This is a genomic window from Pseudomonas sp. RA_105y_Pfl2_P56, from assembly GCF_963970845.1.
Lineage (GTDB): Bacteria > Pseudomonadota > Gammaproteobacteria > Pseudomonadales > Pseudomonadaceae > Aquipseudomonas > Aquipseudomonas baetica_A.
Genome location: NZ_CAXAPL010000006.1, coordinates 29,198 through 50,228, shown reverse-complemented (window position 1 = coordinate 50,228; position 21,031 = coordinate 29,198). Strand labels below are relative to the sequence as shown.

The following is a 21,031-nucleotide window of genomic DNA, read 5'->3' as shown; positions in this document are numbered from 1 at the left end:
CCCTCAATCATGTAGAACTGCACGATTAAGCAATCTGTGGTTTAAAAAACTGAACCCCTACAGTTTGCTCGCCAAACGAGCCACTCGGTCTAGAGCGCAAGATGCCCCAACGGCAGCGCCCCCGGCGTCTTCACGGTGTGAATCGCGAAGTTGCTGCGAATGTCGCTCACCCCCGGCAACTTCAACAGACACCCCGTGAGAAAGCGGTCATACGCCCGCAGATCCGGCACCACGACCTGCAGCAGAAAATCCGACTCGCCTGACACCAGAAACGCCGAAATCACCTCGGGCAATGCCGTGACCGCCTGGTAAAACGCCTCGGCCTGTTCCTCGTTGTGTCGCTCGACCTTGACCCCGACAAACACCGTCAGCCCCAACCCCACCTCATCGCGATCGAGATTGGCCTGATAGCCGCGAATCACTCCCGCCTCTTCCAGCATCCGCACCCGACGCAAGCACGGCGATGCCGAGAGGCCGATTTCATCCGCCAGTTCGACATTGCTCAGGCGTCCGTCCCTTTGCAGAGCGGCGAGAATCTTGCGATCAAAGGCGTCAAGTTTCATGTTTGGCAGATTCCGATAGTCATGGCGCTGAAAGCCAGCAGGTTATGCCAATTCCAAGCGCATTTGAAGCTGACTACGCAAGCACCTGCCCCACCCTTTGGCCCTAGACTGGCGTCACCGAATCGCCAATCAAAGGGGTGTAGCGTGGCAAGTCTCTGGCTGTTTTTCCTGGCATTGGCGGTGGTCTATTTGTTGCCTGGCCCGGACATGATCCTGTTGCTGCAGACCGGCGCCCGTCAGGGACGTGGCGCGGCACTGGCCACCGCGATAGGCCTGGCGATTGCCCGAAGCTGTCATGTGGCGTTGGCGGCGTTGGGGCTGGCGGCGCTGTTCAAGGCTGCGCCATGGACGTTCGAAGTGGTACGGCTGGCCGGGGCGGCGTATCTGTTGTGGATCGGCATTCAATGCCTGCGCAGCACGCTGGTGCCGAACCTGAATCCCAGCGACATTACCGAGACTCGCGGGCAATGGCGTGAAGCGATACGACGCGGCCTGCTGACCAATCTGCTCAACCCCAAGGCGTTGCTGTTCTGCTCAGTGTTGTTGCCGCAATTCATCGTCGCCGACGGCGCACCGGTACTGAGCCAATTCGCCCTGCTCGGCGCGATGCTGGTCGGCGCAGGCTTGCTGTTCGACAGCGCCTACGCCCTGACCGGCGCCGCACTGGGCCGCTGGCTGCAACACAGTCCAACGGCTCAACGCGTGCAGCAATGGCTGTTCGGCGGTTTGTTGATCGGCTTCGCTGTGCGCCTGGCGTTTATCCAGCAGGCTTAGCCTTTGCGCCCCTTGCGCTGGCGCCGGGTGATCAGCAATAACGCGGCGCCGACACCCAACACAATCGCACCGATCTGCACCGGCCACTTGTACGGCCGCAAGGTGTCGCGCACGGCATCAGTCACCTGGGTGACGTAACGCTTATCGGCGTTCTCGAAGTCCGGGTATGGGCATTGATTGCCGAAATCCACAGCCCACGGCACGTACGGCCCTTCCTTCACATAACGCTGATACAGCGCGCTCAGATCGTCCGGGCTGCTGTTCCAACCGGCGGCGTTGCACAGCACGGCAGCAAACGCCTGACTGGTGTGCGGCAGATTATCGGCGGCTTTGCGGGCCAGTTCGGTGGCGACGAAACGGTAGTGATAACGCTGATCCGGTTGCGCTTCACTGGCTTTCTGACGTTGCAATTCGGCGTCACTTACCAGAGGACCGACTGTAAGTTCGGCCGTCTCCAGGCTGTAGTTGCCACCGAACGTGGCGTAGTCCGGGGCCATCTCGTAACCGAGGATATCCATGCCCCACTCGCGGGCCGTCCACGCCGCGTTGTACAGCGCACTGGCGCGCTGGGTCGGCCACCACGCGGCATCAGCCTTCATTCGTTGCTCGCCGTAGAGCCGGGCCTTGTTCTGCAGATCGGCACTGTCGAAATACCCGACCGCCTGCGCGTAATGGCCTTCGCGCAGCAAACGTCGACCGAGCAGATCGCGCAGGCGTGCAGCAACCGGCAGCGGCACATAGTTGTCACGTTCCTGCTGGGTCAGCGCCGGCGGGGCCGGTACGTTGTCATCGACATACTGTTTGAGTTCATCGACCGTCAGCACACGCTCAGCGACCGTCGCGGCATCAAACCAATAGAGGTCATTGCTGCGATACAACTGCACAAAGGCTTGCAGGTATTCGCCCCGTTGCAACGCCAGAATCGCACTCTCGCCCTCGACCCGGCATTTGGGCTGCACACTTTCATACGCCCAGTCCGGCGTGCGTCGATAACCCCAGTCTTCGCTCTGCGGAAAGGCCTGCGCCGCTTTGGCGTAGGCCGCGGCGGCAGCGTTTTTATCGCCATCACGTACCGCCAGTTTTGCCCGTAACCACCAGGCCAGTCCGCCATCGCCCGCGTTCTCGAGGAAGGCCTTGGCGCTGGCGTAATCACCCTGTTGATAATTCAGCGCCGCCAGCCGGTCGGCGTTTTCCAGGCTGCCACGCGTGCTGTTCTGCAGCAGTTTGATGAGTTTTTTCTCGTTCGGTGGTTGCTCATCAAATGACCAGCCGACGCGACTGATCAACGACGCCGTAACCAGTTGTTGCACCGCTTTGCGTTGCAGCAGCTTCGCCAACTCGGCTTCGGGCAACTCGGCCAGTTCATTCATCACCTGTTTCAGCGAGGTGTAACCCACGGCGGAACCGTGCAGGTTTTGCGCTTCGTACAGTTCGATGGCGCCACTCCAATCGCCAGCGGTGCGCAACACCCGCGCCTCTTCACCAAGGCTGGCAACCCCCAGTTCCAGCGGGTCACTGAAGCCGTCGATGCTCATCTGCCGGGTTTGACGGAACGCTTGGCGCGATTGCTCAAGCGCCTGATCTGCGTCGTCCACCTCGCGGCTCATGGCAAACCAGGTGCGCCCCAAGGAGTACGCGGCCCACGTGCTGCGCAAGGGACGTTGATCGGCCGGCAGCGCCAGCAACTTGCCAAAATAGTCGACCGCCCGTTGATGATCGCCCGTGGCAAATGCCACCGCGCCCGCCACGTACAAACGCACTTCCGCCGGCAGGCTGGCGCCCTGCACCTCAACCTGACGCGCATCGGTCAGACCACGCAGTTGCTTGACCAGCGTTTGCTGTTCGGCGCTCAAGCCGGCCTGTTCGGCTTTATCGCGTGCCTCATTTGGCTCGCTCGCTTCACCGTACAGATCATTGGGATTGTGTGTGGCGGCGGTGACGTTTTTCAGCCCGGCGATGGTTTTGCCGAGGCGGCTGACCTCAAAGTTGAAGTTGCCTTCAGGCAGTTCCGCCAGCGTCTGCCCACGATTGTCGAGCAGGCGCATGGGGAAGTCCGGGCCGCAGGCCAGCGCCGAACCCAGCGGCAGGCTGAGGCTCAGGCAGAGCAGATGGCGGGGCCAGTTACGGGTCAACATGCGAACCTCCTTGATCAATAATTGCGCAACGCGCCCAACCGATGGCGCGCTGCCCGTCCGCAGGCAAGCGGCCGGCGCGCAAGCGGGTGAAGGTAAGCAGATCACGACTTTGTTGCAACGAGTATCCGGCGAGCGCATCGGCGCCTTCGCAGTCCCGGGCTTTAAGGGTGATGCGGGCGGGCCAGGCGCTGTCGAGGTTGCCGACATTGGCGAGGCTGATGTCGTAAAGGCCATTCTGTTCGCTGAGGCTCAAGCTGAGTTGGCTGTGCAGCGCACCACCCCGGGCAACGGCGCGCAGCGTGGTCAAGCTCCAGGCGCGGCGGTCGTTGGCCAGCGGCAAGCGAAACCAGATCAGCCCAGCCAGATGCGCAGGTGGGGCCTCACGCAATTGCTTGGCGAGTCGGCTCAATGGCACGGGATCGGCAAGCAATTCGCGGCGCTGACCGCCGCGCTCAAGCGGCACTTCGCTTTCCACCACTGGCGCGCCACCGGCATCCGGCAACAGCGCCACCCCATAGGCCGGCAGCGCCAGATAGAACGGCTTTTCAGAGACGTTGCCCCAGGCTTGGGCCCAACGCTGCGCCTGCTCAGCGTCGAACAGACCGCGGCGCGGGTCACTGACGGCATGCACTTGCAATACGCTGCTGTCGACCGAGGCCAGCAATGTCGGCAGTTGTGCACTGTCGAGCCACGCCGGCAGCGCGGTCATGCTCAGGGGTAAAGACGCCGGCAGTGCCGAACGCAGATGACTGAGAAATTGCGCGTAGGCTGGCAGCCGCGCATTCCCGGCATCGTGGTCGATCTCCACGCCACTGAGGGTCAGGCCCAACGCCTGCCAATCATTGACCAGTTGAAGGATCTGCGCCGTAACCTGCTGTTGATCCAGCCCCTTGAGTTGGCCGTCGAGACGAATCACCGCGATCAACGCGCGCCCATCGCTCTTCAGCAACGCAGGATCAATACGTGCCCGGCTCCATCCGGCGTTCGGGAACGCTTGCAGCGCCAACACCCGCAGGGTGGAAAAATCACCTCGGCTCTCGCGCAACGCCGCCTCATGGGCCGGCGTCCACTGGCGTTGCCAGACGTAGAGTTGTTGATCGAGCGGCGGCGTGTCCTGCTGTTCGCAAGCGGACAGCAAGATCAGTGCAACCATAACCACAATAAACCGCATACCTTGCTCAATCCCTGACAACTCAAGGCTGCAAGGTTACACAAAACCCTGCGTCAAAAGGTTCAAGGCTTGCGGGCAATGATCACCTGACTTTTGGCCACCACCGCATCCAGTGCCTGCTTGATTTGTGCCCCTCGTGGCGAGTCCAGCACCGCTTGCCAGGTGTCGGCCCAGTGGTTGAGCAACGGATGATCCGGGTTACCGAAGTCGACTTTGGCCTCCCAGAACAACAACATCCACATCGACCAGTAAAAGCCGTACTGGCTGTGGCTGATGACTTCCAGCCCCGCCTCGCTGACCATCGCCTTGAATTGCGCTTCGCTGATGATGCGGATGTGATTGGGCTTCTGGAAATACTCTGCGGCGGCGATGCCTTTTTGCAGGTCTTCGGAGCTTGGGTGCGGCACGCTCAACAGGTACAGCGCGCCCGGCTTGCCGACGCGCACCAGCTCCGCAAGAAACTGCGCAGGGTCGTCGACGTGCTCGATGACTTCAGTCGACACCACGCGGGTTGCCGTAGCGTCGGCAATCGGTAGCGGGTTGCAGTCGGTGACGTGGCATTCGATGTCGCGTGCCGGGGTGTCGCTCAGGCGCTGACGGGTGGCCTCGACCTTGGCGCCGTCAATGTCGGCGATGATGATCTTCGCCCCGCGCATGCCACAGAAATGCACGTTGCCGCCGTCACCACAACCGACGTCCAACAGCGTGTCATCGGCCGTCACCGCAAAGCCCTTGAACAGCTCGCCGGTTTCCTGATTGAACCAGCCGCTGAGCATTGCATCGTGCAGGCCGAGCATGTACGGGTCGGTCTTCTCGGCGGCCGCAACAGGGGGCGGTGCAGGCGTCGACGCCGTCAGTTTCTTGAAAAGGCTCAGCATGAGGTGGCTCCAGTGGATGAGACGGCGGTTCGCGAGGTACCGAGGCGTTTGACGAACGCGGCGCCACGGTTGCGCATGGGCATTTCAATGAAACGGTAATTGAGTTCACTGAGCAGCGCGATCAGGCCGAACGCCAGCAACAGCGTGATGACCGGGTGTCCCGCGGGACTCGGCAGGCCAGCGCTCTGCAAACGGAAGATCAGCTCACGCACCAGTTGATAGGCCGGAATATGGATCAGATAGATCCCGTAGGAACGGCTGCCGACCCATGCCAGAGAGCGCTGCACGCCCCCGACAGGCATCAGGTAATCACGGTTGTACGAGGCGATCCACACCAGCAGCGCGCCGAGCACAGCGATCGAACCGATGCGGTAATTGGCAAACGTGAAGCGGTCGGTGGCCATGAAGCTCAGCAACAAACTGATTACCAGCAGCGCGCAAATTCCCGCCCAGGGCCTGCGCAGAAACGTCGGTTCCCAGCGCTGATAACTCGGCTGTGCGCTCCACATCGCCAACAAGACGCCCAAGGCCAGGGCGTCGGTACGCACCACCATCAGCAGCGTGGTGCGCAGCGTGAAAAGCTGCACGGCGACCAGCGCCAGCAATGCCCACACCAGATGTTTACGACAGAGCACAATCAGCAGCGGGAACAGCAAGTAGAACTGCTCCTCCAGCGACAGGCTCCAGTAGACGAAACTGCTGCCGTATTCGTAATGAAAGAAGCTGTCGGCAAAGCGCAGGTTGGCGTATTGCAGCACCCCAGCCAGCGTCGCTTGCAGGTTGGCGTACAGCGTACCGAACGCCCCCGAGCGATTGAGAAGAACGCACGCCAGCAGCATCAGTGCCAGCCACAGCCAGGCTGAAGGCAATAAGCGAAAGGCACGGCGCAGCCAGAAATTCCGTGTCTGTACCCAGTATTCCTGACGGGTCGTGCAGACCCGCAGCGCCGGAATCAGGCTACGGGCTATGACGAATCCGGAGATGGCAAAAAAGAGATCGACGCCCCACCACGGTTGCGCCCAGCCATGGATTTTTTCCAGCAACGGCACCGGATCAGTGAACAGGCTGCCCTGTAAGTGATGAAACAGCACCCCGAGCACGGCGATGGCGCGCAGGACCTCAATGTCCATGATCCGTTTGCTGTTCATGATTCGGGAGCTTGCGCGACGCCAGCACAGCGCTCGAACAACTGCGCGAGAAAGACCTGCAAACGCTGCTCGGCCACCGCCTGACTGCAAAACCCTTGCAGGCTGCTGACGGCTTGCGCCGACATCTGTGCATAGCGTGCCGGATCGTTTTTCGCCACGTCATAACTGGCTTTATAGGCTTGGCACAGTGACGCCCAGTTAGTCACGTAACGCAGCGTGCGGAACGCCTTGCGCGGATCGTGAGGCCAGGCCGTGAGTTCGTCGGTGGATTCGATCAGGAACGCATTATCGGCACTCAGGTAATCGATCATCGCCGTGGTACGCGGGGCCACCGCCGGTTTGCCACACGACATGAACTCCATCAGCGGCAGGCACTGGCCTTCGCCGTAGGAGGTATTCACGACATAGCGGGTCGCCTGCACCAGTCGCTCGTAGTCGGGATCGGCAAGGTAACCGTAGATCAGCACGATGCGGCAGCGATAAGACTGATTTTTGTACAGGTGATGGAGGATGTCGCTGAGTGCTTCTTTGGCATCGTGGTGGGTGAGTTTGAGCACCAGCGTGGCGTCGTCGACGTCGCGAAAACTCACGCAGAATGCGCTGAGCATGTCTTCCCAGTTCTTGCGGCCATCGCCCGGATTGAACACCGAGGTATACACCACACCGTCGAGCACCAGCTCCTGCTCGGTAACCGGCGCGGCAAAATCGATGCCTTTGCCGCGGCGCAAAGGTTTGGGGCCGAACGCATTCAGATCAAGTACGCGGCTGTCGACCACCAGACCTTTGATCTTCAAGCGAAACGATTGCCCCTCGGGATGCCGCTGCAACGGCGCACCCCGCGCCGCGAAACGATCCCAGACTGGCGCCGGCACCGCGACGATAGGGTAAGCCGCGCCCATCGCCTCGCGCACTGCGTTGACCGTATAACTGGAGTGAGTGATCGCCGCCCCGCAGGCGTGCAGCACGGTACGCCAGTCGTTGCGCGGTTCATCGGCAAACGATTCGTTGGGGATGGTGCTGAACTCCCAGGCAAACACCGGCAGGGTCGGACAGGCCAGTTGCACCGGCGTGCGGTGGGGCGGGGAAAACGACAGGAACACGCAAGGTTCGCCACGGCCCAGGCACTCGCGATAGAGCGCGTCGACTTCACGCGGCGGATCGGCAACCTCCACCACCCGTCCAAGCCGTTCAAGCACCGGACGGTATTCCTTGAGCACGAAGTAATAGCTGTACTCCGAACGCCCGAGATTTTGCGCGATGGTGTGCTGGTTGGTTTCCGAATGAATGATGATCAGCATGAGGCGTTATCCGTCACTGTCGCAGCATCGGCGACTGGCGCTACCGGCCCGAAAAAATCCGCCATGCGTTTTTGCACCGGGGCGAAGGCACAGTAATCGTGCATGCGTTGCACTGCAGCAGCAGACATGCGCTGATAATCCTGCGGCTGTGTCTTGGCCATCCGGTAGCTCTGTTCGTAAGCGTTTTTCAGCGATCCCCAATCAGGGCGGTAACGCAGAGTGCGGTAAATGATGCGCGTGTCCTGTGGCCAGATGGTCAGCTCTTCGCTGGACTTGACCACAAACGCTACCGCGTCATCGATGTAGTCTTCCATGGCCGTATGATCCGGTGCGATCACCGGTTTGCCGCTGGACATGAACTCCATCAATGGCAGGCACAAGCCTTCGCAGCGTGAGGCGTTGACGTAAAAACTGGCAGCCTTGTAGAGCCCGGCGTACTGCGCATCGTCCAGATAGCCGTGCATCACCACCACCCGGCAGGCGAACGGCGTGAGCTGGGCGAGCAACGTCATCAACTCGTTGTAGTAGGACGCCAGATCGTTCTGGGTGATCTTCAACACCAGTGTCGCGTCGCTCGTTTGGCGAAAGGCCCAGCAGAACGCGGTGACCAGATGATGCCAGTTCTTGCGACCATCCTTGGGGTTGAACACGCTGACGTAGACCACACCGTCGACATGGGTCTGGACCACTGATGTGGTGTCCGGCAAATCCACCGGCAGCGGTTCATCCACGGGCACCGCTTGCGGGCCGCAGACCACCGCAAAGCGCTGTTCGAGCCAGCCGTGAAGGTTGTCCGAGACCAGGTCGCGAATGCCTTCCCAATACCAGTTGTGCAGAAACTTCACCCGAGGCACCGGCTCTGCTTGCTCGCGCCCCTGGTCTAGCGCCCACAGGCGCAGGTAATGCCGGGCGATGACCAAGCGCCGCTTGAAGGTCAGCGGTGGCGGGCGGGCGGCTTCAAGCGCGGCTTGCTCCTCAGGCGTCAGTGGTTTGGGGATCAACGCATCGGCAGACAGTTCGAGTGTGCGCGTATCGAAAATGCAGCCCTTGATCGCCAGCGTTGCACCCGGATTGACTGGCACAGGGACATGCTGCTGACGAACCTGCGCGTACTGCTCCCACAGCGGTGTCGGCAACACCAACACCGGAAAGTTTTCGCCCATGGCCCGGCGAATGGCCCGGGCAGTATGGCTCGACAGGGTGATGACCCGCCCCTGACGAGCGAGCATCTGCGTCCAGTCCTGTCGCGGATCGTTGTCCCACGACTCATCGGGGATCGAATCGAACTCCCACGCGACCACGCAAATCGTCGGGCATTGCAGGTCGACCGGGGTTTTCTGTGGCGGGGTGAATGACAGGAAAACGCTGTCTTCGCCGGCGGCGAGCCGTTGCCGATAAAGCGCATCGACGTCGGCAGTGGACGACACCACATGCACGCGCCCAAGGCTTTCCAGCACCGGGCGATAAGCCTTGAGCACGAAGTAGTAGCTGTATTCAGGACGCCCGAGGCTCTGGCTGATGGAGCTGTCGTTGACGTCCGAGTAGAGAATGAAATTCATGGCATCCCACGATGAAACTGCCGTCCTGGCCGCTTCATGCTATGACGACCAGGCGTTGGATCAAGTCGGCATCACCGAGACTTGTCCTTCGTCATCCAGCACGTCTTCGTTCTTGTTTTAGTGGTCGGTTTCACTCAGTTGCACACCCCTCTGGCGAACCTTGGGAGATGGCGACGAGGGGCATTCTAAACACATCCATCGCGGGTCCGGGAACCGCCCGGCGAGAATAAATCCAGCTACGCTAACGAGAACTGACCGGTCACGGTTTGGCCAGTTGAAATTGCTGCTCAATTGGCACAGATTGGTGCCAAACAACTACAACAACAGACTTCGCCTGTCGTCTTGCCGGTTTTTCCTCCGGTCTGACAGACCTTCCAACAAAGCCTGTAGGAAAGTGGCGCAAGTTCAAGACCAAGGGGCCGCTGTTTGAAAAAGCGTCTGTTCATCACGGGTCTCAGTGGATTCGTGGGACAACATATTCAGTCACGTCTGGCTTTGCCCGATTCATCGTGGGAGCTGCTGCCTGCCGCATCGCCCTACGACCTCACGAATGCGAACAGCCTTGTCGACCTGTGGCCGCAAATGCCCGATGCGGTGATTCATCTGGCCGGCCAGACCTTCGTCCCCGAAGCGTTTCGCGATCCGGCCCGCACCCTCGAAATCAATGTTTTCGGCACCCTCAACCTGCTGCAGGCGCTCAAGGCTCGTGGCTTCGCAGGCACTTTTCTGTATGTCAGTTCCGGCGACGTCTACGGCCAGGTGGGCGAAAGCGATCTGCCGATTACCGAGCAACCCCCCCCCTGCCCGCGCAACCCTTACGCCGTGAGCAAACTCTCGGCGGAGTTCCTCAGCCTGCAATGGGGCTTGAGCGAACACTGGCCGGTGCTGGTGGCGCGCCCGTTCAACCACATCGGCACCGGGCAGAAAGACAGCTTCGTCATCGCCAGCGCTGCACGCCAGATCAATCGCATCAAACAAGGCCTGCAAGCCCCGCAACTGGAAGTCGGCGATATCGACGTGACGCGTGATTTCCTTGATGTCGGCGACGTCGTATCGGCCTATTTCGCCCTGCTGGAAAAAGGCCAGCCGGGGCAGGTTTACAACATCTGCTCAGGGCGCGAGCAAAGCATTCGCAGCCTCATCGAACAGTTGGGCGATCTGGCCGAAGTCCAGATGCAACTGGTTCAGGACCCGGCGCGCATGCGTCGCGCCGATCAGCGCCGCGTTTGCGGCAGCCACGCAAAACTGGCCAAAACCACCGGATGGTCGCCAGTCATCACAACACAACAATCCCTGCGGGCGATCCTGTCCGACTGGGAGACGCGAGTACGACAAGAATGACAAAAAGTGCATTGATCACAGGGATCACCGGACAGGACGGCGCGTATCTGGCCAAGTTGCTGCTCGACAAGGGCTACAAGGTTTACGGCTTCGTGGCGCGCCGCAGCAGCGATTCGCGCTGGCGCTTGCGCGAGATGGGCGTCGAAGCCGACATCGTCTATCTGGACGGTGACATGGCCGATGCCTGCTCGGTGCAGCGTGCGGTTATCAAATCGGCGCCAGACGAAATCTACAACCTCGCCGCACAGAGTTTTGTCGCGGCCTCCTGGGATCAACCGGTGACCACCGGCATTGTCGATGGCCTCGGCGTCACGCATCTGCTCGAAGCGATCCGCCAGTTCAGCCCGCACACCCGCTTCTATCAGGCATCGACCAGCGAAATGTTCGGGCTGATCCAGGCTGAACAGCAGGACGAGAACACGCCGTTCTACCCGCGCAGTCCTTACGGCGTGGCCAAACTGTATGGCCACTGGATCACCGTCAACTACCGCGAAAGTTTCAATCTGCACGCCAGCAGCGGCATCCTCTTCAACCACGAATCACCGCTGCGCGGCATCGAGTTTGTTACCCGCAAGGTCACTGACGCTGCCGCCCGCATCAAGCAGGGCAAACAGCAGGCGCTGGCGCTGGGCAACATCGACGCCAAACGCGACTGGGGGTTTGCCGGCGACTACGTCGAGGCCATGTGGCTGATGCTGCAACAGGACAAGCCTGACGATTTCGTGGTCGCCACCGGTGTCACCACCACGGTGCGTGAAATGTGCCGCATCGCCTTCGATCACGTCGGCCTCAACTACCGCGATTACGTGAAGATCGACCCGGCGTTTTTCCGCCCGGCCGAAGTCGAAGTGCTGCTCGGCAACCCGGCCAAGGCTCAGCGCGTGCTGGGCTGGAAGCCGAAAACCGATCTGGACACCCTGATCCGCATGATGATGGATGCGGACATGAAACGCGTCGCCAAGGAGTAGGCCATGCTGATCCCCGTGATTCTGTCCGGCGGTGCCGGTACCCGTTTGTGGCCGGTGTCCCGCGAGGGCCATCCCAAGCCGTTCATGACCCTGCCCGACGGCCAGTCGCTGCTGGGCAAGACCTATCAGCGTGCAGCGGCGTTGCTGGACGGCTGGGGTGACATCGTCACGGTGACCAACCGCGAGTACTACTTCCAGAGCAAAGACCACTATGGCGCCGCCCACGTGTCGCGCCATCGCGGGCACTTTCTGCTGGAGCCGACCGGGCGCAACACGGCCCCGGCCATCGCAGCCGCCGCCCTGTCGCTGCAAGCGTTGCATGGCGACGAGGCGATCATGGTGGTAATGCCGGCCGACCATTTGATCGTCAATCAGGACGCGCTCAAGACGGCCGTCGAGCACGCGGTGAATCTGGCGAAGGACGATTACCTGGTGACCTTCGGCGTGCTGCCGACCGCACCGGAAACCGGCTTCGGCTATATCGAAACCGGTGCGCCACTGGACGCCAAAGGCGCGGCCAAAGTGCAGCGCTTCGTGGAAAAACCCGACCTGCAAACCGCTACGCATTACCTGGAGAGCGGCAACTTCCTGTGGAACTCCGGCATGTTCTGCTTCACCACCGCTGCGGTGATCGCCGAGCTGCAACTGCACGCGCCGCAACTGCTGGAGCAGACCCGCGCCTGCATGGCCGCCAGCGTCCCGGTGGAGACCGTCGGCTGCCTGCAACAGGAACTGTCGCCTGCGCTGTTCGCTGAAATCACCGACATCTCCATCGACTACGCGTTGATGGAGCGCTCGGAAAAAGTCGTGGTCGTGCCTGCCGGTTTCGACTGGAGCGACATCGGTTCGTGGGGCGCCGTCGCGGCGCTGGTCCCGGCCGATGCCGACAACAACCGCGCCAGCGGCGAAGCAATCTTCATCGACAGCCACAACAACTTCGTCCAGAGCGAGGGCCGACTGGTCGCCGCCGTGGGGGTGGATAACCTTATTGTGGTCGACACCGCCGATGCCGTGCTGATCGCCCACGCCGACCGTGCACAGGATGTGCGGCGCGTCGCCAAGCAGCTCAAGGACAAATCCCACGAAGCCTATCGCCTGCACCGTACGGTCAGCCGTCCGTGGGGCACCTACACCGTCCTTGAGGAAGGCCCGCGCTTCAAGATCAAACGCATCGTGGTCAAACCCGGCGGCAAGCTGTCCCTGCAAATGCACCATCACCGCAACGAGCACTGGGTGGTGGTCGAAGGCATGGCCAAGGTCACCAATAATGGCTCCGGCACGACGCTGGTGGCCAAGAACGAATCGACGTTCATTGCCGCCGGCCACCGCCATCGCCTGGAAAATCCCGGGGTGATCGACCTGGTGATCATCGAAGTGCAAAGCGGCGAATACCTGGGAGAGGACGACATCGTTCGCTTCGAAGACCACTACGGCAGGACGGTTTGAATGCTGTTTTCCCTGTACCGCTTGCTGCACAGCTACCGCGGATTCATCCTCGGTAGCGTCAAGCGAGAGTTTCAAGCGCGCTATCGCAATTCGCTGTTCGGTGCGTTGTGGCCGATCTTCAACCCGTTGTCGATGATCGTCGTCTACACCGTGATCTTTTCCCACATCATGCGCGCGCGACTGCCGGGTGTGGACGACAGCATGGCCTACAGCGTCTACCTCTGCGCCGGGCTGCTGGCGTGGGGACTGTTTTCGGAAATCACCCTGCGCAGCCAGACCATGTTTCTGGACAACGCCAACCTGCTGAAGAAAATCAGCTTCCCGCGGATCTGCCTGCCAGTGATCGTGCTGATCAATGCCGGGATCAACTTCGCGATCATCATCGGTCTGTTTCTGGGCTTTCTGCTGGTCTCCGGGCGCTGGCCGGGCATGGCCTTGCTGGCGCTGTTGCCGCTGATCCTCCTGCAAATGATGTTCTGTGCCGGCCTGGGAATGGTGCTTGGCGTACTCAACGTGTTCTTTCGTGATGTCGGCCAGCTCTTCGCGATCTGCCTGCAATTCTGGTTCTGGCTCACACCGATCGTGTACCCGATCAGCATCCTTCCGGAATGGGTTCAGCGTCTGTTGCAGCTCAACCCGCTGACCAACCTGATTGCCAGCTATCAGAATCTGTTCCTTTACGGGCAGTGGCCGGTCTGGAGTTCGCTGCTGCCGATCTTCGTCGCGGGCGCGTTGCTATGTGTCATCGGCCTGCGGCTGTTCCGCCAGCGCGTCGGCGAAATGGTGGATGAACTCTGATGGGGCATATCCGTGTGACCGGCCTGAGCAAGGCCTACAAGCAATACCCCAACCGCTGGGCGCGCCTGGCCGAGTGGCTGATTCCGTTCTCGCCTCTGCGCCATCATCAGCACTGGGTGCTGCGAGATGTCGAATTCGAGATCGCACCCGGCGAAGCGGTGGGCATTGTCGGCGCCAACGGTGCCGGCAAAAGTACCTTGTTGAAGATGATCACCGGCACCACGCAACCCACCGGGGGCAAGATCGAAATCGAAGGCCGGGTGGCGGCATTGCTGGAACTGGGCATGGGCTTTCACGCCGACTTTACCGGTCGCCAGAACGCGATCATGGCGGGGCAGTTGCTGGGCATGCAGCTTGAAGAAATCGAAGCGCTGATGCCTGAAATCGAGTACTTCGCCGAGATTGGCGAGGCCATCGACCACCCGGTGCGTACCTACTCCAGCGGCATGCAGATGCGCCTGGCGTTCAGCGTCGCCACCGCCCGCCGACCGGACATCCTGATCGTCGACGAAGCGCTGTCAGTGGGTGACGCCTACTTCCAGCACAAGAGCTTCGAGCGCATTCGCAGCTTTCGCAAGGCCGGCACCACCCTGTTGATCGTGTCTCACGATCGCTCAGCCATTCAATCGATCTGCGACTCGGCGATCCTGCTCAAGGATGGCCGCATGGCCATGTACGACAAACCGGAAGTGGTGCTCGATTATTACAACGCGTTGATGGCCGAACGCGAAGGCCAGGTCGTGCGTCAGGAAATGCTCGCCGGCGGCGAAGTGCAGACCGTGTCGGGTACCGGTGAGGCCGCCATTCTTGGCGTGCGTTTACTGAATGAACAGGATCACAGCATCGACGCCGCCGAAGTCGGTCAACCGGTGGTGCTGGAAGTCCAGGTTGAGGTGCGCAAGGACATTGAGCGGTTGGTGCTGGGCTTCATCCTCAAGGATCGTCTGGGCCAGATGATGTACGGCATCAACACCCATCGCCAGGACAAGGCACTGACCGATCTGCGTGCCGGCGAACGCTTCACCTACCGCTTTGCGTTCATCATGGGCCTGGGCAAGGGCAACTATTCGGTGTCGCTGAGCCTGTCGCGTCTGGACTCTCATCTGGATCGCAACTTCGAATGGCGGGACTACGGCCTGGTATTTCACGTCATCAACAATCGTCAGGAAGATTTCGTCGGCTGTTCGTGGCTCAACGCCCAAACCACGATTACCCGTCATACCGAAGCCAGACTTGCCGAGCGCGCGCCATGACCCGCTTGCTGGTGGAATGCACCCATGTGTTCAAACACCCGAAGGTCAACTCGGGCATCCAGCGGGTGGTGCGCAACGTCATCAAGCAATTGCCTTCGAGTGCCGAGGGCGTCGAATGCGTGCCAGTCATTGTGCTGCGCGGCCAACTCTATCGCGTACAGCACCTGGCACCTCTGGACACCCCGCTGTTCAACGCCTTGGCCAGTTTCGGCGAACGCCTGGAACGCATGGCCCATCGGTTCGGGCAATGGCATCAACGACTCGACGCCCAGTGCACAGCAAAACTGGCGCGACGCTCACTGTATGTCTCGTATCGCTTGACGGCCTTCGGTGTATTTGGCCTGCCGTTACGTTTTATCGGGGCGATCAATCGGACCCAACTGCCAAAACGCTGTTCACCCTTGCAGCATCAGACCGGCGACCAACTGGTGCTACTGGATTCGTCCTGGCATTCGGATTTTTTCATGGCTGTAGAACGGCTCAAATGCGAGGGCGTCGGGATCATTGCGGTGATCTACGACCTGATCCCCCTGACCCATCCGCAGTTCTACGACACGCGGCTGGTGCGGGTTTTCAGTGAGTGGTTCGACTGGATCACCCGAACCGCCGACGGCTACATGGCAATTTCCGCCACCGTGCGCGATCAAGTGCGCGAAGAACTACAGCGCCGGATCGGTGCAGAACGCACCGACAAACACTGGTTCGATTACTTCCACCTCGGTTCCGAACTGGATCTGCACAGCGCCAAGGCCACCGTGGCCGCGTCCCTGCAACGGCTGTTCGCCAATCCTGAGCCGGTGTTTTTGATGGTCAGCACCATCGAACCGCGCAAAAACCACGAATACCTGCTCGACGCCTTCGACCGCGCCTGGGCCACCGGCTCGACCGCGCGGCTGTGCATTGCCGGGCGCATTGGCTGGAAGTGCGACGCCCTGCTCGCCCGGGTGCGCAATCATCCCGAGTTGAACCGGCGACTGTTCATGTTCAACGACCTGAACGACACCAGCCTGGAACACGCTTACGCCCACGCCAGTGCATTGGTGTTCCCCTCGTTCGTTGAAGGCTTCGGCCTGCCACTGGTGGAAGCCATGCAGCGCGGCTTGCCTGCGATGGGCAGTGACATTGCGGTGTTCCGCGAAATAGGCGGCGAGTTCATGGCGTACTTCGATCTGCAGGAACCGCAAAGCCTCGCCGACCTGATCAACACCTTCCAGCGCAGCGGACAGTTCCCCGCCGCCCGCGACGTGGCCGATTGGCAATGGATCGGTTGGCGCGAAGCCAGCGCGCAACTGGCCGAACGCAGCGTGCGCAATGTGCAGCAGGCGCCAGCGGCGCAAGCGAGGCGACATGCGCATTGCCCTTAACGCACGGATTCTCCAGGCGCCGCGCACCGGTATCGGCCATTACGTCGCCGAACTGGTCAACGCCTTGCGCAACGAACCCGATGTTGAAGTGACGTTGTTTCACGGCTGGGGCTGGAGTTCAGCGCTGCCGGAAGCGGCCATGCCCGGCTATTCGCGGTTGACGCCACTGCTGCGGCAGATTCCCGGGGCTTATCAGGCGCGCCGCTGGCTGGAACAAAAACGCTTCGATCAGGGCCGCACCCAAGGCATCGACCTGTATCACGAGCCGAGCCTGTGGCCCCTGGCCTTCGACGGTCCGACCGTGATCACGCTACACGACCTGACGCACCTGAATTTTCCCGACACTCAGCCGCCCGCGCGACTCAAGGAAATCGAACGGCGACTGGCGGCTGGCGTACAGCAAGCGCGGCTGATTCTGACCGACTCGCAGGCCATTGCCGACGAAGCCCAGGAACATTTCGGGCTGCCGGCCGAGCGTTTTATCGTGGCGCCGCTGGGTGTCTGCGAGCGTTTCCATCCGCGTGAGGCGCACACCCTCGACGCCGTGCTCAAGGCCCATGCGGTCGAGGTGCGTGAATACTTCCTGTGTGTCGGCACTCTGGAGCCGCGCAAAAACCTGAGCCTGGCTCTGCGCGCCCATGCCCTGCTGCCGAACGCCGTGCGTGAACGTTTTCCGCTGCTGATCGTCGGCATGGCCGGCTGGCAGCGTGAACAGTTCAGCGACGAACTGCGTCAGGCACTGGCCAGCGGGCATGTGTGCCTGCTCGGTTATCTGCCCGATGAACAAGTCGCGCAATTGTTGGCCGGCGCCCGGGCGCTGATTTTTCCGTCGCGGTACGAAGGCTTCGGCCTTCCTGTGCTGGAAGCGATGGCCAGCGGCACGCCGGTGGTGGTCACCCGCGCTTCGGCGATGCCGGAAGTGGCGGGCGCTGCCGGCAACTATATTGAAGCTGACGATGCAGACGGCTTGCGTGACGTGATGAGCCGACTGATCGACGATCAAGCACATTGGCAGGCATGCCGAGAAGCCGGATTACAGCAGTCACGGCTTTTTTCCTGGGAACGTTGTGCACAGGCTACGGCCGGTGCCTACCGCCAGGCCATGGGAGGTTGAATGCGAGTTCTTCATTTTTTCAAGACGTACCTGCCTGATTCGGTCGGCGGCATCGAGCAAGTGATCTTCCAGCTGTGCGAAAGTGGTGCCCAACACGGTGTCGACGGCCAGGTGCTGACGCTCAGCGCCGACCCGAATCCGCCGGTGGTGCAACTGGGTCAGCACGAAGTGCACCGCGCCAAACTCGACATCCAGTTCGCCTCAACCGGGTTTTCCTGGAGCGTGTTCAAGCAGTTTCGCGAAATGGCCGCCGAGGCGGACGTGGTCAATTACCACTTCCCGTGGCCGTTCATGGACCTGGTGCATTTCGCCAGCGCCATCAAGAAACCCAGCGTGGTCACCTACCACTCGGACATCATTCGTCAAAAACACCTGCTCAAACTCTACCGGCCACTGATGAACCGCTTCCTCGCCAGTGCCGACCGTATTGTCGCGGCCTCGCCCAATTACCTGCACACCAGCGATGTCCTGCAGCAGTTTCAGGACAAGACCCGGGTGATTCCCTACGGCTTGAACAAAGCAGGTTATCCACAGGCGGACAGTGAGCGGATGAACCACTGGCGGCAAAAGCTTGGGGATAAGTTTTTCCTGTTCGTCGGGGTGATGCGCTATTACAAAGGCCTGCACATCCTGCTCGACGCCATGAAAGATGTGGACTATCCGGTGGTCATCGTCGGCGCCGGGCCGCTGGAGCAGGCACTGCACGCCCAGGCAGCAGCGCTGGGGCTGCGTAACATTCATTTCCTCGGACGCCTTGGGGATGAGGACAAGGTCGCACTGCTGCAATTGAGCTACGCGATTGTCTTCCCGTCGCACCTGCGCTCCGAAGCGTTCGGCATCTCGCTGCTGGAAGGCGCGATGTACGGAAAACCGATGATCTCCAGCGAGATCGGCACCGGCACCAGCTACATCAATATCCACAACGAGACGGGACTGGTGGTGCCGCCAAGTCATCCACAGGCATTTCGCGAGGCGATGCGCACCCTGTGGGAAAACCCGCTGCGCGCTGCAGAGATGGGAGTGAAGGCGCAGGCCCGTTACCGGCAGTTATTCACAGCCGATGAAATGGGCCGCAAGTGGACAGCGCTTTATCAGGAACTGCTGGAAGAAAAATCGCTGTCCTACGCCTGACTTTCGCTTGAAACATGTCTCCTCGGTGGCGAATGGAGGATCGGGTTTAAAGATCCAGCACCAGCGGTTGCTCGCTCTGCGCCGGCACCGCACAGCAAATCAGCACCTGTCCCTCTTCCGGGATATCGGCGGGGGGCTGTGGATAATTCACCGCACCGCTGACCAACCGGGTCTTGCAGGTACCGCACGAACCACCACGGCAACTGAATTCCGGACGCAATCCGCGACTTTCCGCCAGCTCCAGCAAACTGCCACCGTCCGGTTGCCAACGGGCCTCCTTGGCCGAGCGTTCGAACACCACGGGCACGGAGGTGGTGGCGGCCGGGGGCTGCTCAATCGTGATGGCGTCCGCATCGGCACGCCGCTTCAGGGTCGAAGGGCCGAAAGTCTCGGCGTGGATCTGTGCATCGCGCACGTCCAGTTCGCGCAAGCTGTCGTACAGACCTTGGGTGAAAGCGCCGGGGCCACACAGAACAAAGTCGATCTGATCGTAATCCTCGACCGCCAGCAGATTCCTCAGCACCGCGTCATCGATGCGCCCGTGCAGGTCAAAATCTTCACCTTCGTGTGCATCTTCTTCCGGCTGACTGAGCAAACGCAGAACCCGCACCGCATCGCCCGCACTGTCCAACAAACGGTCCAGTTCCTTGCGAAACGGTTGATCGGCCAGGCTGCGCGAACTCTGCAGCAACCACGTCGGACGAATCCTGCGCGTGCGCAAACCTTGATAAACCACTTCGCGCAGCATCGACAGCAGCGGCGTAATGCCGACCCCGGCCGCCAACAGCACCAGCGGCCGGCGTTCCAGCGGCGCCACGGTGAAATGCCCTTGCGGCGCTCGCGCCTCCAACACGTCACCCACCTGGATCTGCTCATGCAAATGGCTCGACACGCGGCCTTCGCGCTTCACACTGATCCGGTAAAAACCATCCGATGGCGCACTCGACAGGCTGTAAGTGCGGATGTGCACCTCGCCATCGAGTGTAAAACGCAGCGGTAGATGCTGACCCGCGAGAAACACCGGCAAACCGGCGCCATCGTCCGGCTCCAGGTAAATGGAGCGGATGTTGCGACTTTCTGCCTCGATCTTCGCCACCCGCAGCGGCCGCCAACGGTTACCCAACGCCTGTGCCTGCAAACGGGCATCGGCCTCGGCCCAGTTGCCGGTCAGCAGACTGGTGGGCGACATGCCATCGAAGCGCCAGCGCAAGGCCAGCGCTGCCGGGCGCCGCACCAGTTTTTCCACATCAAATGTCCACAGCCGTTCGGCCCCCTGGAAAGCCTCGATCTGTGGCCCATCGAGGACGATTTCCGTACGGCCGCTCAGGTGCAGCAAATCGCCTGTGGAAAAGTCGATGAACAGCAAGCCAGCCTTGGGGTTGAGCAGCAGATTGCCGAGGGTGTTGAAGTGCAGGTTGCCGGCAAAATCCGGGATGGTCAGACGATTGCCTTCTACGCGTACGAAACCGGCCTGACCGCCACGGTGGGAAACGTCCACTGATCGCTGGCCATCGACATCGACGTAACTGGCGATAAAGAACGTGTCGGCGCTGGCGATCAACGCGGCACCCGCGTCGTCCAGCGCATCCAGATGCCGCGCCGGCCGCGACGCGGGATCAGTCAGCGGCACCCGCTGAAACTGGCGCAACTGAATGTACTGCGGGCAGTTGCCGAAGGCCTGATCCACCGTCACGTCGAAACCGCTCGCCTCAAGATTAGTGACATGACCATTGAGCCGGTTGCGCCGACGGGTGTGCAACTCGATGCCGAGCAAACCGACCGGCTCTCCATGACGAATCGGCGCCGGATCATCATCGGCGGGCAGGCTGGCAAATTGCAGGCGCTGCGGATCGGGCGAATGGGCGAACCCCGGCGCACCTTCCAGCACGCTGGCCCAAGGACGCCCCTCGGCATCCACTGCGCCGTACAACATGAACGGCAATTGCTGATAGAACTCACGGTGCTGGTCCGGCATCCAGGTACGAATGACCTTACGCCCGAATGCTTCCATGCGCTCGGCCACCCCCACATGCTCTTGCAGTTGCCGCTCGCCCGCGTGCCAAGGTGAACGTTCCATCACGACCTCTCCT

At 61.1% G+C, this 21,031-nt stretch carries 17 protein-coding genes; 9 read left to right on the top strand and 8 right to left on the bottom strand.

Annotation, left to right across the window (positions count from 1 at the left end):
• Positions 1-89 precede the first annotated feature (89 nt).
• The gene (locus AACY11_RS06245; protein ID WP_221731842.1) at positions 90-563 is read right to left on the bottom strand and encodes an Lrp/AsnC family transcriptional regulator; all 474 of its coding nucleotides are present in this window, start codon (positions 561-563) and stop codon (positions 90-92) included.
• Between the two features lie 144 nt (positions 564-707).
• Here AACY11_RS06245 and AACY11_RS06240 point away from each other — a divergent pair, with 144 nt between their 5' ends.
• Positions 708-1,337, top strand: coding sequence for a LysE family translocator (locus AACY11_RS06240; RefSeq protein ID WP_339494140.1), 630 nt, complete (start codon positions 708-710; stop codon positions 1,335-1,337).
• Here the strand turns inward: AACY11_RS06240 and AACY11_RS06235 are convergent.
• The 6 genes from AACY11_RS06235 to AACY11_RS06210 form a co-directional block, all read right to left on the bottom strand.
• A complete protein-coding gene (locus AACY11_RS06235; protein ID WP_339494139.1) occupies positions 1,334-3,472 on the bottom strand; it encodes a hypothetical protein in 2,139 nt (712 codons plus the stop codon). The two genes, AACY11_RS06240 and AACY11_RS06235, sit on opposite strands and share 4 nt — an antisense overlap.
• A complete protein-coding gene (locus AACY11_RS06230) occupies positions 3,459-4,643 on the bottom strand; it encodes a DUF3142 domain-containing protein (protein ID WP_339494137.1) in 1,185 nt (394 codons plus the stop codon). The genes AACY11_RS06235 and AACY11_RS06230 overlap by 14 nt, the downstream gene beginning before the upstream one ends.
• Positions 4,644-4,705: 62 nt before the next feature.
• Positions 4,706-5,521, bottom strand: a complete 816-nt coding sequence (locus AACY11_RS06225) for a class I SAM-dependent methyltransferase (RefSeq protein ID WP_339494135.1) — start codon at positions 5,519-5,521, stop codon at positions 4,706-4,708.
• Positions 5,515-6,669, bottom strand: coding sequence for an acyltransferase family protein (locus AACY11_RS06220; protein ID WP_339494134.1), 1,155 nt, complete (start codon positions 6,667-6,669; stop codon positions 5,515-5,517). The genes AACY11_RS06225 and AACY11_RS06220 overlap by 7 nt, the downstream gene beginning before the upstream one ends.
• Positions 6,666-7,967, bottom strand: coding sequence for a glycosyltransferase (locus AACY11_RS06215; RefSeq protein ID WP_339494132.1), 1,302 nt, complete (start codon positions 7,965-7,967; stop codon positions 6,666-6,668). Before AACY11_RS06215 ends, AACY11_RS06220 begins: the two co-directional genes overlap by 4 nt.
• Positions 7,961-9,526 (bottom strand): glycosyltransferase, encoded by a 1,566-nt coding sequence (locus AACY11_RS06210; RefSeq protein WP_339494131.1) that lies wholly within the window; start codon positions 9,524-9,526, stop codon positions 7,961-7,963. The genes AACY11_RS06215 and AACY11_RS06210 overlap by 7 nt, the downstream gene beginning before the upstream one ends.
• A 426-nt stretch (positions 9,527-9,952) precedes the next feature.
• Here AACY11_RS06210 and AACY11_RS06205 point away from each other — a divergent pair, with 426 nt between their 5' ends.
• The 8 genes from AACY11_RS06205 to AACY11_RS06170 are packed head-to-tail and all read left to right on the top strand — an operon-like array spanning position 9,953 to position 18,941.
• Positions 9,953-10,867: a GDP-mannose 4,6-dehydratase gene (locus AACY11_RS06205; RefSeq protein WP_339494130.1), complete on the top strand. Its 915-nt coding sequence runs from the start codon at positions 9,953-9,955 to the stop codon at positions 10,865-10,867.
• Positions 10,864-11,835: a GDP-mannose 4,6-dehydratase gene (gmd, locus tag AACY11_RS06200; protein ID WP_339431447.1), complete on the top strand. Its 972-nt coding sequence runs from the start codon at positions 10,864-10,866 to the stop codon at positions 11,833-11,835. The genes AACY11_RS06205 and gmd overlap by 4 nt, the downstream gene beginning before the upstream one ends.
• Positions 11,836-11,838: 3 nt before the next feature.
• On the top strand, positions 11,839-13,281 hold the full coding sequence (locus AACY11_RS06195; RefSeq protein ID WP_339494129.1) for a mannose-1-phosphate guanylyltransferase/mannose-6-phosphate isomerase: 1,443 nt from the start codon (positions 11,839-11,841) through the stop codon (positions 13,279-13,281).
• Positions 13,282-14,079 carry an ABC transporter permease gene (locus tag AACY11_RS06190; protein ID WP_339494127.1) on the top strand — a complete coding sequence of 266 codons (798 nt, stop codon included), beginning with the start codon at positions 13,282-13,284 and terminating at the stop codon, positions 14,077-14,079. It abuts the gene before it with no gap.
• Positions 14,079-15,332 (top strand): ABC transporter ATP-binding protein, encoded by a 1,254-nt coding sequence (locus AACY11_RS06185; protein ID WP_339431444.1) that lies wholly within the window; start codon positions 14,079-14,081, stop codon positions 15,330-15,332. Before AACY11_RS06190 ends, AACY11_RS06185 begins: the two co-directional genes overlap by 1 nt.
• Positions 15,329-16,696 carry a glycosyltransferase family 4 protein gene (locus AACY11_RS06180; RefSeq protein ID WP_339494125.1) on the top strand — a complete coding sequence of 456 codons (1,368 nt, stop codon included), beginning with the start codon at positions 15,329-15,331 and terminating at the stop codon, positions 16,694-16,696. Before AACY11_RS06185 ends, AACY11_RS06180 begins: the two co-directional genes overlap by 4 nt.
• Complete coding sequence (locus AACY11_RS06175) at positions 16,680-17,810, top strand: glycosyltransferase family 4 protein (RefSeq protein WP_339465121.1); 1,131 nt, start codon at positions 16,680-16,682, stop codon at positions 17,808-17,810. Before AACY11_RS06180 ends, AACY11_RS06175 begins: the two co-directional genes overlap by 17 nt.
• Positions 17,811-18,941: a glycosyltransferase family 4 protein gene (locus AACY11_RS06170; RefSeq protein ID WP_339494123.1), complete on the top strand. Its 1,131-nt coding sequence runs from the start codon at positions 17,811-17,813 to the stop codon at positions 18,939-18,941. It begins immediately after the preceding gene.
• A 46-nt stretch (positions 18,942-18,987) separates the two neighbouring features.
• Here the strand turns inward: AACY11_RS06170 and AACY11_RS06165 are convergent, their stop codons facing one another.
• On the bottom strand, positions 18,988-21,018 hold the full coding sequence (locus tag AACY11_RS06165) for a pyridoxamine 5'-phosphate oxidase family protein (protein ID WP_339431440.1): 2,031 nt from the start codon (positions 21,016-21,018) through the stop codon (positions 18,988-18,990).
• Positions 21,019-21,031: the final 13 nt, after the last annotated feature.

What these genes read in the sequence shown, in the direction of transcription:
- AACY11_RS06165 (WP_339431440.1), bottom strand. Translation starts at nt 21,018, where the DNA reads ATGGAACGTTCACCTTGGCACGCGGGCGAGCGGCAACTGCAAGAGCAT.
- AACY11_RS06175 (WP_339465121.1), top strand. Translation starts at nt 16,680, where the DNA reads ATGCGCATTGCCCTTAACGCACGGATTCTCCAGGCGCCGCGCACCGGT.
- AACY11_RS06230 (WP_339494137.1), bottom strand. Translation starts at nt 4,643, where the DNA reads ATGCGGTTTATTGTGGTTATGGTTGCACTGATCTTGCTGTCCGCTTGC.
- AACY11_RS06225 (WP_339494135.1), bottom strand. Translation starts at nt 5,521, where the DNA reads ATGCTGAGCCTTTTCAAGAAACTGACGGCGTCGACGCCTGCACCGCCC.
- gmd (WP_339431447.1), top strand. Translation starts at nt 10,864, where the DNA reads ATGACAAAAAGTGCATTGATCACAGGGATCACCGGACAGGACGGCGCG.
- AACY11_RS06180 (WP_339494125.1), top strand. Translation starts at nt 15,329, where the DNA reads ATGACCCGCTTGCTGGTGGAATGCACCCATGTGTTCAAACACCCGAAG.
- AACY11_RS06215 (WP_339494132.1), bottom strand. Translation starts at nt 7,967, where the DNA reads ATGCTGATCATCATTCATTCGGAAACCAACCAGCACACCATCGCGCAA.
- AACY11_RS06210 (WP_339494131.1), bottom strand. Translation starts at nt 9,526, where the DNA reads ATGAATTTCATTCTCTACTCGGACGTCAACGACAGCTCCATCAGCCAG.
- AACY11_RS06185 (WP_339431444.1), top strand. Translation starts at nt 14,079, where the DNA reads ATGGGGCATATCCGTGTGACCGGCCTGAGCAAGGCCTACAAGCAATAC.
- AACY11_RS06220 (WP_339494134.1), bottom strand. Translation starts at nt 6,669, where the DNA reads ATGAACAGCAAACGGATCATGGACATTGAGGTCCTGCGCGCCATCGCC.
- AACY11_RS06235 (WP_339494139.1), bottom strand. Translation starts at nt 3,472, where the DNA reads ATGTTGACCCGTAACTGGCCCCGCCATCTGCTCTGCCTGAGCCTCAGC.
- AACY11_RS06245 (WP_221731842.1), bottom strand. Translation starts at nt 563, where the DNA reads ATGAAACTTGACGCCTTTGATCGCAAGATTCTCGCCGCTCTGCAAAGG.
- AACY11_RS06190 (WP_339494127.1), top strand. Translation starts at nt 13,282, where the DNA reads ATGCTGTTTTCCCTGTACCGCTTGCTGCACAGCTACCGCGGATTCATC.
- AACY11_RS06195 (WP_339494129.1), top strand. Translation starts at nt 11,839, where the DNA reads ATGCTGATCCCCGTGATTCTGTCCGGCGGTGCCGGTACCCGTTTGTGG.
- AACY11_RS06170 (WP_339494123.1), top strand. Translation starts at nt 17,811, where the DNA reads ATGCGAGTTCTTCATTTTTTCAAGACGTACCTGCCTGATTCGGTCGGC.